This window comes from Nocardioides sp. NPDC023903 (assembly GCF_040639295.1).
Taxonomy (GTDB): domain Bacteria; phylum Actinomycetota; class Actinomycetes; order Propionibacteriales; family Nocardioidaceae; genus Nocardioides.
In genome coordinates this window covers 37,137-50,677 of the sequence record NZ_JBEZZS010000031.1, presented here as the reverse complement: position 1 = coordinate 50,677, position 13,541 = coordinate 37,137, and the positions used below count along the sequence as shown (strand labels likewise).

Below are 13,541 nucleotides of genomic sequence, written 5' to 3'. Positions count from 1 at the left end.
ACGGATGCCTTGACGGCACACCTCGTTCGGTGAATAGTACGGCCCGAACTTAACCGCTTTATCAAAAGCTTTCAGCAAGGAGCCAGAAATGAGCGTACGCCGGTTGGTGGGGGTCGCCGCTGGGTTGGCCATGGGCATCACTGCGATGACGGGTTGCGGGGCCGGTGACGAGCCGTCCGCCGGTGACCTCGAGGGCAAGATCGAGGGCAAGGTCTCGATCCAGACCTGGGCGCTGAAGCCCAAGTTCACCGACTACGTCGAAGGCGTGATCGCCGACTTCGAGAAGGAGAACCCGGGCGTCGAGGTCACCTGGCTCGACCAGCCCGGCGACGGCTACGACCAGAAGGTGCTCACCCAGGCATCCTCCGGCGACCTTCCCGACGTCACCAACCTGCCTCCGGACTTCGCTCTTCCGCTCGCTCAGCAGGACCAGCTCCTCGACCTGGAGGAGACCGACGTCGACCTGGAGGGGACGTTCGTCGAAGGCGGCCTGCAGGGCTACCAGTACGACGGCCTCGACGGCACCTACGGCTACCCGTGGTACCTCGGCACCGACGTGAACTACTGGAACAAGGACATGCTCGCCAAGAACGGGCTCGACCCGGCCAGCCTGCCCACCGACCTCGACTCGCTGATCGAGCAGGCCAGGACGCTCAAGGAGAAGTCCGGCGGCAAGGTCTACCTGATGACCCGCAAGCCCGGGCTCAACGACCTGCAGCAGGCCGACGTACCGATCTTCAACGACGAAGGCACCGAGCTCACCTTCAACACCCCCGAGGCCGTCGAGCTCGTCCAGAAGTACGCCGACGCGTACGCCGATGGGCTCCTGCCGAAGGACATCCTCACCGACACATTCCAGGGCAACGCGGAGCTCTACAACCAGGAGAAGGCGGCCTGGACGACGGGCAGCTCCAACATCTCCGGTCTCGAGGAGGCCAACCCGGCGCTCGCGAAGGGCACCGAGATCTCGCCTGCCTTCGGCGACGGCCCGCTCTACGTCCAGGGCCTCTCGGTCAACGCCAACAGCAAGAACCTCGCCGCCGCGAACGCGCTGGCTCAGTTCGTGACCAACCCCGACAACCAGCGCGAGTTCGCCAAGTTGGCCCCGGGTGTCTACCCGAGCACCGTCGCCTCGCAGGAGGACCCCTACTTCACCGAGGACGACGGCTCGGTCGCCGCGAAGGCGAAGGTCACCGGTCTGAAGACCCTGACCACCGCCATCCCGAACAACCCGAAGGTCTCGCCGGCGATGTCGACCATCATCGACCAGCAGATCGGCCTCGCCATCAGCGGTGACGCGACGGCACAGGAAGCCCTCGACAACGCCGTCGAGGAGTGCAACAAGCTGCTGGCGCAGTGACGGACTCGATCAAGATGAGCGGCCGGGTGCGTGAACACAAGTGGTTCACGCCCTGGTTGCTCGTCGCGCCCGCGACCCTGTGGCTGTGCGTGTTCAACCTCTATCCGGCGTTGAACACGGTCTACATGGCCTTCACGAACAAGAAGCCGCTCGGCGGAGGAGAGTTCGTCGGGCTCGCCAACTTCGAGCGGATGCTCGATGACGACCAGCTCGTCTACGCCCTGACCAACTCGGTCCTCTACATGCTGGTCTGCGTACCTCTGCTCACCATGCTGCCGCTGCTGCTGGCGGTGCTGGTGGAGAAGAAGCTGCCCGGCCTGACCTTCTTCCGGGTGGCGTTCTACACCCCGGTCGTCGCCTCGGCGGTGGTCGTCGCGCTGATCTGGAACTGGATGCTCGACGACCGCGGCGCCATCAACGCCATCCTGCAGGCGCTCAAAGTCGTCCAGGAGCCGCTGCCGTTCCTCACCGACCGCTGGCTGCTGCTGTTCAGCGCGATCAGCCTGACGGTCTGGAAGGGCCTGGGCTACTACATGATCATCTACCTCTCCGCGCTCGGGAACGTCGGCAAGGAGCTGCACGAGGCCGCCGCCGTCGACGGTGCCGGCCCGGTGCGCCGGTTCTGGAGCATCACGGTGCCCGGCGTACGCGGCACGATGCTGCTGATCATCATCTTGATCACGGTCTCCTCGCTGCGCGTCTTCTCCGAGCTCTACGTGATGACCGGCGGCACCGGCGGTCCGGGAGGCCGGGTCAGCTCGGTGGTGATGCTGATCCAGATGTACTCCACCGGCTTCACCGGCCACCTCGGCTACGCCTCGGCGCTGAGCCTGCTGCTCTTCGTCCTCACCCTGGTGCCGATGGTGCTCCTGGTCCGTCTCAACAGGAAGGACGGCTGATGACCAACCACAGGAAGCAGAAGTCGTACGCCTTCCACCGGATGTCCGTGGGCGAGGTCGTGCTGCGCTACGTGCTGCTGGCGGTGGTGCTGGTCATCACGGTCCTGCCGTTCGTCTGGCAGCTGTCGACGTCGCTGAAGGGGATCGACGAGAACATCTACACCTCGACCCCGCGGTTCATCCCGGAGGACCCGACGTTCGCCAACTACACCAAGGTCGCCGACGTCGTTCCGGTCGTCGACTACGCGATGAACTCGCTCATCGTCGCGGTCCTGGTCGTGGGCGGCAACGTCCTCGGGGCCACGATGGCGGGCTATGCGCTGGCGAAGCTGCGCTTCCGCGGAAGCCGGCTGGTGCTCGGTGCGCTGCTGGCCACCCTGATCCTGCCGGGCGAGGCGACGATCATCGCCCAGTACGTCACGGTTCGCTCGCTCGGGCTGACCGACACCCTGCTGGGCGTCGCGCTGCCGGGCATGATCGGGATGATCAACGTCCTGTTGATGCGGGCGGCGTTCACCGCGATCCCCGACGAGCTCGAGATGGCGGCCAAGGTCGACGGCGCCAACGCCTGGCAGCGGCTGATCCACGTCAACCTGCCCGGCGTACGCGGCATGCTCAGCGTCATCTCGATCTTCGCGTTCATCGGGGCCTGGGACGACTTCCTGTGGCCGCTGATCGTGCTGACCGACCCGGAGAACCTCACGCTGACCGTCGGCCTGCAGTATCTGTCGGGCACATTCACCAACAACCCCCGCCTGATCGCGGCAGGCACGATGATCTCGTTCGTCCCGATCGTGATCGTCTTCGCGGTGCTGCAGCGTTACTTCTTCCGCGGGGTCGAGGAAGGGGCCATCAAGGGATGACCGACCTGCAACTGACCACCGCCGAGATCGCCCGCTTCGAGGAGGAGGCTTCGCGCCTGCTGTCGTTCGCCCGGGCCTCCCGCCACGACGGCGGCGGCTTCGGGTGGCTCGACGAGTACGGTCGGCTCTCTCCCGAGCGGCCCGTCGAGACCTGGATCACCTGCCGGATGACGCACGTCTTCGGGCTCGCGCAGCTGCGCGGTGACGCGTCGGCCGCTGCGTACGTCGATCACGGCGTCGCCGCGCTGACCGGGCTGCTCCACGACGACGACAACGGCGGCTGGCACTCCGCGGTCTCCCCGGACACCGGCGCGGTGGTGAGCACCGTGAAGGAGGGCTACGCCCATGCCTTCGTCGTGCTCGCCGCCATCAGCGCGTACGCCGCCGGCCACCCTGGTGCGGAGGCGCTGCTCGACGACGCGCTGAGCGTGATGGAGGAGCGGTTCTGGCGCGAGGACGACAGCATGATCCTCGACGTCTGGAGCGCCGACTGGGCAACTCTGGACGGCTATCGCGGCGTCAACGCCAACATGCACGCCGTGGAGGCGTTCCTCGCGGTCGCCGAGGTGACCGGGCGCCGGGTCTGGCTCGAGCGCGCGCTGCGGATCCTGGAACGGGTCGTGCACGGCTACGCGCGCGAACACGACTGGCGCCTCCCGGAACACTTCGACTCGTCCTGGCGGGTCGAGCTGGACTACAACGTCGACGAGCCGGGGCACCCGTTCCGGCCGTACGGCGTCACCATCGGGCACCTCTTCGAGTGGGCGCGGCTGGCGCTGCACGCGCGCACCCTGCTCAGGGCGAAGGCTCCTTCGTGGCTGCTCGAGGACGCCGGGTTGCTCCTCGCGGCGGCGACTTCGCGCGGGTGGTCGGTCGACGGAGCTCCCGGCTTCGTCTACACGACCGACTTCGCCGACAAGCCGGTCGTGCGCGAGCGGATGCACTGGGTCGCCGCCGAGGCCGTCGCCGCGGCCTGGACGCTCTTCCGCGACACCGGCTCCGCCACCGCGCTCGCGGACGTACGCCGCTGGTGGGCCTACTGCGAGGAGCATCTGGTCGACCGGGAGGGTGGTTCGTGGCACCACGAGCTCGACGCCCACAACCAGCCCTCGGCCACCGTCTGGCCGGGCAAGCCGGACGTCTACCACGCCTACCAGACCGTGATCCTGCCCCTGCTCCCCGCGAGCGCCAGCTTCGCCGGAGCAGCCCGTGCGGCCAGCGGTGGGGGAGCGGCGTGAAGGGTCCTCGGGATCCCGTCGCCGCCCGGGCCGGGGTCGGCTACTCGTCGGAGGACGCCTGGCTTCTCGAGATGGAGCCTGGGGTCGGCGATGTCGAGGCTGAGTTCCCGCTGGAGGCGCCGATCGAGGTGGCCGACGGGGACGAGCTGCGCTTCGTGGTCTTCCCGGAGTCGGCATCGACCGACGAGCGGCGGTGGGACTCGACGTACGTCTGTCTCGACGCGGTCCTCGACGACGGGCGGCGGCTCAGTGAGATCGGGCTGGTCGACCAGTACGGGCAGGGGCTGACTCCGGCCGCGCAGGGGGAGGGGAGGCGGGCGTGGGTGGACCAGTGGAACCTGCGGCGGGTGGCGCTGACGGGGCTGGCCGGGCGCCGGATCGAGCGGCTCCTGGTCGTGGTCCGTGCCGCGGAGGTGCCGTTGCGGGTGTGGGTCGATGACGTCGGCGTACGTCCCGTCCGCCCGCTCCCGGCGGAGCCGCTCGACCAGGTCGACATCCGCCGGGGAACGCACTCCAGCGACCGGTTCTCGCGCGGGAACAACGCGCCGCTGGTCGGGCTGCCGCACGGGGGCGTCTTCGGGCTGCCGATGACGAACGCCGCCGCGGGCAACTGGCCCTACGCCTGGCACGCGCACAACCGCGACACGGCAGGAGGGCCGAACCGGCCGGCGATCGAGGCGTTCGCGACGTCACACATCCCGAGCCCGTGGATGGGTGATCACGGGGTCTTTGGGGTGATGCCGAGCCCGCTCGTCGAGCCCGACGACGACCGGCGCGCGCGAGCGCTGGGGTTCGACCATGCCGACGAGGAGGCCGGGCCGCACCGCTACGCGGTCGCGCTCGACGGTGGGGTCACCGCTGAGCTGGTCCCCGGCGACTTCGCGCTCGGGATGCGGTTCACCGGGGCCCGCTCGCTGGTGCTCGACCACCATGGCGAGATCCGGTCGCTGACCTGCGCCAATGATGTGTACAGCGGCAGGGAGGGCCTGACAGTCCGCGCCCTCCTCGACGACCGCGAGGGCAGGCCCGCCCAGCACATCCACCTCCGCGTCGAGGGCACATCCCAGCTGCGCCTGGGCGGGGGCCGGCTTCGCGGACACATCGCACTGAACGGGGCGGGGGCGGTCGACGTACGTCTCGGAATCTCGACCGTTAGCGACGAGCAGGCGGCAGCCAACCTCGAGGCCGCCGGGAGCTTCGACGAGATGGCCGCGTCAGCCCGTGCCGCCTGGGAGCAGGCGCTGGCGACGGTCGAGATCGAGGGGGCGAGCGAGGACCAGCTGGTCTCGATCCGCTCTGGCCTCTACCGGCTCTTCCTCTACCCGAACCGCTACGGCGAGGGGCCCGCGCACGCGCACACCTCGCCGTACGACCTGACCACGGTCAGGCATGCGCCGATGACGGTCACCCACGGCTTCTGGGACACCTATCGCACCGCCTGGCCGCTGCTCGCTCTGCTCGACCCGGCCGGCGCGGGCGAGCTGGCGGAGGGCTTCATCGAGCACTTCCGCGACCGCGGCTGGACGCCGCGCTGGAGCGCTCCGGCCGCCGAGGACTGCATGACGGGCACCACCTTCGACACGGTCCTCGCCGACCTGGCACTGCGGGGCGTCCCCGGGATCGACCTGGAGAGCGCGTACGCCTCGGCGCTGAAGAACGCGACCGTGCCGGCCGATGACGTACGGGTCGGGCGCAAGGGGCTGCGGCGCGCGATCTTCCGCGGGTACGTCGACACCCAGACCCACGAGGGCATGTCCTGGACGCTCGACAACGCGATCAACGACTGGTCGATCTCGCGGCTTGCTCGGATAGTCGGGGACGAAACGGTCGGTCTACTGGCTGGTAACCGACCGGTTGATCCCCGACTATCCGGCGCCGCGGAGGATCTGGTGGCCGAAGAGGAGTACTTCTCGAGGCGGGCGCTTGGGTATCGGAACGTCTTTGACACCTCGCGTGGGTTCTTCATCGGGCGTACGCGGTCGGGCGGCTGGCGCGAGGGCTTCAATCCCGACGAGTGGGGGCACGACTACACCGAGACGAACGCCTGGGGGACCGGGTTCACCGCGCCCCACGACGGCGCCGGGCTGGCCGCGCTCCACGGCGGTGAGGACGCGCTCGGCGCGAAGCTGGACGAGCTCTTCGCGCGTCCCGAGACCGGCGCCGCATCGCTGTCGGGCCACTACGGGTTCGCGATCCACGAGATGACCGAGGCCCGGGACGTACGCATGGGGATGCTCGGCCTCTCCAACCAGCCGGCCCACCACATCCCGTTCATGTACATGTTCGCCGGGCGCCACGACGACGCCCACCGGATCGTCCGCGAGTGCCTCGGCCGACTCTTCGTCGGGTCCGATCTCGGCCAGGGGTACCCCGGCGACGAGGACAACGGCGAGATGTCGGCCTGGTACGTCTTCGCGACCATCGGCCTCTATCCGCTGGTGCCCGGCTCCGCCTCCTACGTGATCGTGCCGCCGTCGGTGCGGCGCACGGTGCTGCGGCCTGTCGCGGGAAAGGAGATCGTGATCGAGGCGGTCGGGAGCGGCGGCTACATCCGCTCGGTGACCCTCGACGGCGCGCCCTGGGACGAGATCTCGATCCCGCACGGGCGCCTGGTCGACGGCGCGCAGCTGGTCATCGAGCTCTCCGAGGTGCCGTGCGGCTGGGCCCGGGACTCCCGGCCTCCGTCGGCCTCGCGCATCGCGCCCGGGCTGCCGGTGACCGACACGACCGTCGTGGTCCCCGACTCGCTGACCGACGACACCGGCGAGACCACGATCGCGCTGAGGGCGGGGGAGCAGGTGGAGGTTCCGCTCGTCGGCGAGCGGCGGCTCTCCCTCTACACCGTGACCTCCGCCGAGCCGGGCGACCTCGCCTGGGCACTGGACTACCTCGATGCCGGCGGCGCGACGGTGGCCCGCGAGGAGCGGGTTGCTGAGTCGTACGTCTGGGCTGGTCAGACCCGGGTTTTCCGGATCAGGCGCGGAGACCCGGTCGTGGCGGGCGCCGTACGGTTCACCGCGTTGTCCGACTGCGTGCTCACGCAGCTGGAGCTCATCGAAGACGACCTCGAGAACAGACAGGACGAGCACTGATGCACGACGACGTACACCTCACCGAAGGCCGAGTGAGCCGGGTCCTCAAGGAGCGCCTGTGGCCGGCGGTCCACACCACCGCGGCGCCCGTGAGCGTCGAGTGGCACGAGCTGCCGGGGGAGCCGATCGCTCCCGCGGAAGGGCTGGCCCTGGCGTACGAGAAGGTGGAGGTCGGCACCGACTGGGGTCCCGCCTGGGGGACGACCTGGTTCCGGATCACCGGGACCGTGCCCGCGGAATGGGCCGGCAAGCGGGTGGAGCTGGTCTGCGACCTCGGCTTCGACGTCAACATGCCCGGCTTCCAGTGCGAGGGGCTGGTCTACACACCCGCCGGCGACCCGATCAAGAGCCTCAACCCGCGCAACCAGTGGGTGCTGGTGGCTTCGGAGGCGACCGGTGGCGAGGAGGTCGAGCTCTTCCTGGAGGCCGCGGCCAACCCGGTGCTGCTCGACTACCACCCCTTCTTGCCCACCCAGGAAGGTGACATCCGGACCTCGTCGCCGAAGAAGCTCTACACGACGCGTCGGATCGAGCTGGCCGTCTTCGAGAAGGAGGTCTTCGAGCTCTGCCTCGACCTGGAGACGCTCCACGAGCTGCAGGTCGAGCTGCCTGAGGGGCCGCGCAAGTTCCGCATCCTGCAGGCCATCGACGACGCCCTCGACCGGGTCGACCTGCAGCGGATCGCGGAGACGGCGGCTTCGGCCCGCTCGGCTCTCACCGGGGTCCTCGAGGCGACCTCCCACGACTCCGCCCACCAGATCGCCGCGATCGGCCACGCCCACATCGACTCCGCCTGGTTGTGGCCGGTGCGCGAGACGATCCGCAAGGTCGCCCGCACCACCTCCTCGATGACTGAGCTGCTCGGCGAGGACCCCGACTTCCGCTACGGGATGTCATCGGCCCAGCAGTATGCGTGGCTCAAGGAGCACCGTCCCGAGGTCTACGCCAAGGTGAAGGCCGCGGTCGCCGACGGGCGCTTCATCCCCCTCGGCGGCATGTGGGTCGAGTCCGACACCACGATGCCGTCGGGGGAGTCGCTGGTGCGGCAGTTCCTCTACGGCCAGCGCTTCTTCGAGTCCGAGTTCGGGATCCGCTGCCGTGGCGTCTGGCTGCCGGACTCCTTCGGCTATTCGCCGGCCTTGCCGCAGCTGATGAAGCGGGCCGGTTTCGAGTGGTTCTTCACCCAGAAGATCTCCTGGAACCAGGTCAATAAGTTCCCCCACCACACCTTCGAGTGGGAGGGCATCGACGGATCCCGCATCCTGAGCCACTTCCCGCCGATGGACACCTACAACTCCCGGCTCTCCGGCGAGGAGGTCGCCAAGGCCTCGCGCCAGTTCCGCGAGAACCGGCTCGCCACCGGCTCGATCGCCCCGGTCGGCTGGGGCGACGGCGGTGGTGGCACCACCCGTGAGATGGCCGGCAAGGCCCGTCGTCTCGCGGATCTGGAGGGCTCCGCCCAGGTCTCCTGGCGCCACCCCGACGACTTCTTCGCCGAGGCTCGTGAGGAGCTGGCCGAGCCGCCGGTGTGGGTCGGCGAGCTCTACCTCGAGCTCCACCGCGCCACCCTCACCTCTCAGCACCTGACCAAGCAGGGCAACCGGCGCTGCGAGCACCTGCTCGTCGAGGCCGAGCTGTGGTCGGCCACCGCCGCTCTGCGTGGGCTGGCGGACTACCCCTACGACGAGCTGGACGCGCTGTGGCAGCAGATCCTGCTGCAGCAGTTCCATGACATCCTGCCCGGGACCTCGATCGCCTGGGTCCACCGCGAGGCGGCGGCGCAGTACGCCCGGGTTGCCGAGGCGGCCACGGCTCTCATCGACCGGGCGCTCGCGGCGCTCGCCGGCGAGGGCACGGTCGCGCTGCGTGCCGACGGGCGCTCGGGTGCGGTGACGGCGGCCGCCCCTGCGGCAGCCGTTTCCGTGGTCGAGCAGGGCGGGACGTACGTCTTGGGGAACGACCTCGTCCGGGTCACCGTCTCCGCCGAAGGGCTGATCACCTCGGCGCTCGACCTGGCGACCGGGCGCGACGCGATCCCGGCGGGGGCAGAGGCCAACCTGCTCCAGCTCCACCAGGACTTCCCGAACATGTGGGACGCCTGGGACGTGGACCGGTTCTACCGCAACCGGGTCACCGACTTGCGCGAGGTCACCTCGATCTCGGTGACGCCCGATGGGCTGGTCATCGAGCGGCCCATCTCCGCCGACTCCTCGACCACGCAGGTGCTCTCGCTCGCTCCCGGGTCGCGCGTGCTCGACATCTCGCAGAGCACCGATTGGCACGAGACCGAGAAGTTCCTCAAGGTCGCCTTCCCGCTCGATGTCAAGGCCGAGCAGACGCTCGCCGAGACCCAGTTCGGCTACCACCGTCGCCCGACTCACACCAACACCTCCTGGGAGGCGGCGAAGTTCGAGACCTCGATGCACCGCTGGGTGCTGGCTTCGGAACCTGGGTTCGGGGTCGCGCTGGTCAACGACTCGACGTACGGCTTCGACGTCACCCGGCCTTCCGCGATGACCACGGAGGTGCGGCTCTCGCTTCTGCGGGCCCCGCGCTTCCCGGACCCGGAGACCGACCAGGGCTTGCAGACCCACCGCTACGGCCTGGTCATCGGGGCCTCCGTCGCGTCGGCGACTGAGGCGGGGTCCGCGCTCAACACGCCTCCGCGTTCTGTCACGGGAACCCGGGCGGTCGAGCCGCTGGTGACCGTCTCCGGCGAGGGCCTGGTGGTCTCGAGCGTGAAGCTCGCCGCCGACCGCTCCGGCGACCTGGTCGTGCGTGTCTACGAGTCCACCGGCGCGCGTACGCAGGGGGAGCTGCGCGTCGCAGAGAGCTTCGGGCGGGTCGATGAGATCTCGCTCGTGGAGGACCCGATCGCGGAGGTGAGCGCTGACGGCGGTGTCGTCGCGCTCAGTCTCGGTGCCTTCGAGGTCCGCACCCTGAGGTTCCACCGCAACTAAAGGAGATCCGCCACATGTCAGTTCCCCACATCTCACGCAGACGCATGCTGCTCGGTGCCGGAGCGGCCGGCCTCGCGGCCACCGGCCTGGCCACGTCGGCGAACGCGGCGCGCCCGCTCGCGTCGCCGACCCTGATGACCGGCTATGTCGAGGTCAACAACTACAGCGTCGGCAACGTCGCCAAGTACGAGCTCGCCGGAGGCGGCAACGTCTTCGACATCGGCCTGATCTTCGCCGCCAACATCAACTACGACGGCCAGCGGGCCTACCTCTACAACAACCCGCAGGTGCAGGCGCAGCTCGACGCCACCGACGTACACATCCGCCCGGCCCAGGCCAAGGGCATCAAGATCCTGCTCTCGGTGCTCGGCAACCACCAGGGTGCCGGGTTCGCCAACTTCCCTGACCGTGCCGCTGCCGAGGCGTTCGCAGACCAGCTCGCGGAAGTGGTCAACCGCTACGGCCTCGACGGGATCGACTTCGACGACGAGTGGTCCAACTACGGCGCCAACGGCACCGGCCAGCCCAACAACTTCTCCTTCGTCTACCTGCTCGAGGCACTGCGCTCACGGATCCCCGACAAGCTGATCACGCTCTACTTCATCGGCCCCACCGCCGAGCGGCTCTCCTACGGCGGGGTCAACGCCGGTGACCTCCTCGACTACGCCTGGAACCCCTACTACGGCACCTGGGGCGTCCCCGACGTCCCCGGCCTCGGCAAGCCGTCGCTGGCGCCCGCGGCCATCAACATCCAGGGCACCTCCTCCTCGACCGCCGCCAGCCTCGCCTCTCGCACCGTCTCCCAGGGTTACGGCGTCTTCAACACCTACAACCTCGGCTCCGCCGACGCGAGCGCCTACCTCTCCACCGTCACCCGCAACCTGTACGGCAAAGCGACCGTCTACACCGGCTGACCCATGGTCCGGCCGCCGCGTTCTGGGAGTATCGTTCGCCCCCGGAACGCGGCGGCCGGTCGTGAGGGAGAAGAGGCGGCTTAGATGGGTGTCACGAGCGAGAGCGGTCGGATCGTCGCGGGTGGCCGGAAGGGCAACTACGTACGTCTGGCCGAAGGCCCCCAGGAGCGCCACATCTCGCGTACCGATCTGGCCCGCAGGCCCGAGGATCTGGGCGACCCGGTGCTGACCGTCGCGCACCTGTCCGACATGCACATCTGCGACCACCAGTCGCCGGCGCGGGTCGAGGTCCTGGACCGGCTCATGGACCCCGACGCGACGACCCGCGAGCTGATCGACGAGATCGGGACGTACCGGGCCCAGGAACTGCTGACCGCGCAGGTCGGCGCGGCGATGGTCGAGGCGGTCAACGAGATCACCGAGGGCCCCATCGGCGGTGGCCCGCTCGACCTGGCGATCGCGACCGGCGACAACACCGACAACGGGCAGTACAACGAGCTCGACTGGTATCTGACGCTGCTCGACGGCGGCCGGCTGACCCCGGACTCCGGCGACATGCTGCACTACGAAGGCGTCGCCGACCTGCCCGACAAGCGTTTCTGGCACCCCCAGGGCGAGACGTACGACATGCGCCGGGGCGACCACGGCTTCCCGCTCGTCCCAGGGCTGCTCAAGGCCGTGCGCAAGGCGATCGATTCACCCGGGCTGGAGGTGCCGTGGCTGGCCGTCAACGGCAACCACGACGGGCTGCTGCAGGGCACCGTTCCGGGCACCTCCGCCATCGGTGAGATCGCGGTCGGCGATCTGAAGGCGATCGCCATGCCCGAGCACTGGACCGACGAGGCCAAGGCGAAGCTCATCGCCGGGCTGATCTCGGGCGACCCGGTGGCGCTCGGGATGCTGGCCGAGCTCGAGCCATACGAGGTGACCCCCGACCGGCGTCGCCGGCAGACGACGCTGCAGGAGTTCGTCGACTCCCACGTGCACGACGAGGCGAAGCCGCCGGGCCACGGCTTCAAGGCCGGCGGCAAGCCCTACTACCGCTACGACGTCAACGACGAGGTCACGTTCGTCGTCCTCGACACGGTCAACCCGGCCGGCGGCTTCCAGGGATCGATCGACGCAGAGCAGCTGGAGTGGCTCGACGCCGTGCTCGCCTCCACCGACTATGACGAGCGGCTCGCGGTCATCGCCAGCCACCACGACGTGGCCTCGCTGGTCAACGACATGAGCGGCGCCGGCGCCAAGCGGCGGGTGCTCAGTGACGAGGTCGAGCAGACCGTCTCACGCCATGAGAGCGCCGTGCTCTGGCTCAACGGGCACACGCATCGTACGTCGGTGAGGCCTCGCGGCTCCTGGTGGGAGGTCACCGCGCCGTCCCTCATCGACTGGCCGCAGCAGGGCCGGATCGTCGAGCTCATCTCCGACGGGGACGTGCTCACCATCGCCACCACGATGCTCGACCACGCCGGTCCGGCGCGCTGGAGCGGCTCGATCGAGGAGGTCGGCCACCTCGCCTCGCTCTCCCGTGAGCTGTCCGCCAACGACTGGCAGGGACCGAAGATCCGCCTTGCCGAGCACCCGTCAGCAGGGACGGCGCAGGATCGCAACGTACTGCTCCACCTGCTCGATCCGAGGGCCTGAAAGGCCTCCGACACGCCGTTATCTAGCGAATGACAGGCGGGTGGGGTTGCGTGGACCAGCGTTCTCCGCTGGACTACCACCAACCAAGTTCATGCAAGCGGCGTGGACATCAAGCTTTTGGAGGAACGACACGTGAGCTCGACCGCAGCCACAGGGCCTGCGGACCGGCTGGGCCTCAAGTCCGGCATGGTCATCCAGGAACTGGGCTGGGACAACGATACTGATGACGAGCTGCGGGTCGCCATCGAAGATTCCGTCGACGCGGACCTGGTCGACGGCGACTACGGCAACGTGGTCGACGCCGTGCTGCTGTGGTGGCGCGACGACGACGGCGACCTCGTCGACGGTCTCGTCGACGCGCTGACCGACCTCGTCGGAGGTGGTGTCATCTGGTTGCTGACGCCGAAGGTGGGCCGCCCTGGTGCGGTCGACCCGGCCGACATCGCCGAGGCCGCGCCGATCGCCGGACTGTCCCAGACCACCACCGCATCTGTGAGCAAGGACTGGGCCGCGACGCGTCTGCTGGCGCCGAAGACACCTGTCTGATGGGCGGCATTCTCGGGGCCGCTGG

9 protein-coding genes are annotated in these 13,541 nt (G+C 69.0%); all 9 read left to right on the top strand.

Translation table 11 applies throughout. The features are described 5' to 3' along the window. The first annotated feature begins 88 nt into the window (after positions 1-88). Positions 89-1,360: a sugar ABC transporter substrate-binding protein gene (locus AB0F44_RS24245; protein ID WP_357359223.1), complete on the top strand. Its 1,272-nt coding sequence runs from the start codon at positions 89-91 to the stop codon at positions 1,358-1,360. Next, positions 1,357-2,259 carry a sugar ABC transporter permease gene (locus AB0F44_RS24240; protein WP_357359222.1) on the top strand — a complete coding sequence of 301 codons (903 nt, stop codon included), beginning with the start codon at positions 1,357-1,359 and terminating at the stop codon, positions 2,257-2,259. Before AB0F44_RS24245 ends, AB0F44_RS24240 begins: the two co-directional genes overlap by 4 nt. Next, complete coding sequence (locus AB0F44_RS24235; RefSeq protein ID WP_357359221.1) at positions 2,259-3,122, top strand: carbohydrate ABC transporter permease; 864 nt, start codon at positions 2,259-2,261, stop codon at positions 3,120-3,122. The genes AB0F44_RS24240 and AB0F44_RS24235 overlap by 1 nt, the downstream gene beginning before the upstream one ends. After that, complete coding sequence (locus AB0F44_RS24230) at positions 3,119-4,360, top strand: AGE family epimerase/isomerase (RefSeq protein ID WP_357359220.1); 1,242 nt, start codon at positions 3,119-3,121, stop codon at positions 4,358-4,360. Before AB0F44_RS24235 ends, AB0F44_RS24230 begins: the two co-directional genes overlap by 4 nt. Continuing rightward, complete coding sequence (locus AB0F44_RS24225; RefSeq protein WP_357359219.1) at positions 4,357-7,452, top strand: GH92 family glycosyl hydrolase; 3,096 nt, start codon at positions 4,357-4,359, stop codon at positions 7,450-7,452. Before AB0F44_RS24230 ends, AB0F44_RS24225 begins: the two co-directional genes overlap by 4 nt. Further along, entirely contained in the window at positions 7,452-10,412 is a 2,961-nt protein-coding gene (locus tag AB0F44_RS24220) for a glycoside hydrolase family 38 C-terminal domain-containing protein (RefSeq protein WP_357359218.1), read from the top strand. The genes AB0F44_RS24225 and AB0F44_RS24220 overlap by 1 nt, the downstream gene beginning before the upstream one ends. A 14-nt stretch (positions 10,413-10,426) precedes the next feature. Further along, positions 10,427-11,326 carry an endo-beta-N-acetylglucosaminidase H gene (locus AB0F44_RS24215; RefSeq protein WP_357359217.1) on the top strand — a complete coding sequence of 300 codons (900 nt, stop codon included), beginning with the start codon at positions 10,427-10,429 and terminating at the stop codon, positions 11,324-11,326. An 84-nt stretch (positions 11,327-11,410) separates the two neighbouring features. Next, positions 11,411-12,970, top strand: a complete 1,560-nt coding sequence (locus AB0F44_RS24210) for a TIGR03767 family metallophosphoesterase (protein WP_357359216.1) — start codon at positions 11,411-11,413, stop codon at positions 12,968-12,970. 132 nt (positions 12,971-13,102) lie between these two features. Beyond that, positions 13,103-13,516: a DUF3052 domain-containing protein gene (locus tag AB0F44_RS24205; protein ID WP_008358178.1), complete on the top strand. Its 414-nt coding sequence runs from the start codon at positions 13,103-13,105 to the stop codon at positions 13,514-13,516. The last annotated feature ends 25 nt before the right edge of the window (positions 13,517-13,541 follow it).

Coding starts and splice junctions, on each gene's coding strand:
- AB0F44_RS24245 (WP_357359223.1), top strand. CDS start 89: ATGAGCGTACGCCGGTTGGTGGGGGTCGCCGCTGGGTTGGCCATGGGC.
- AB0F44_RS24235 (WP_357359221.1), top strand. CDS start 2,259: ATGACCAACCACAGGAAGCAGAAGTCGTACGCCTTCCACCGGATGTCC.
- AB0F44_RS24230 (WP_357359220.1), top strand. CDS start 3,119: ATGACCGACCTGCAACTGACCACCGCCGAGATCGCCCGCTTCGAGGAG.
- AB0F44_RS24220 (WP_357359218.1), top strand. CDS start 7,452: ATGCACGACGACGTACACCTCACCGAAGGCCGAGTGAGCCGGGTCCTC.
- AB0F44_RS24215 (WP_357359217.1), top strand. CDS start 10,427: ATGTCAGTTCCCCACATCTCACGCAGACGCATGCTGCTCGGTGCCGGA.
- AB0F44_RS24210 (WP_357359216.1), top strand. CDS start 11,411: ATGGGTGTCACGAGCGAGAGCGGTCGGATCGTCGCGGGTGGCCGGAAG.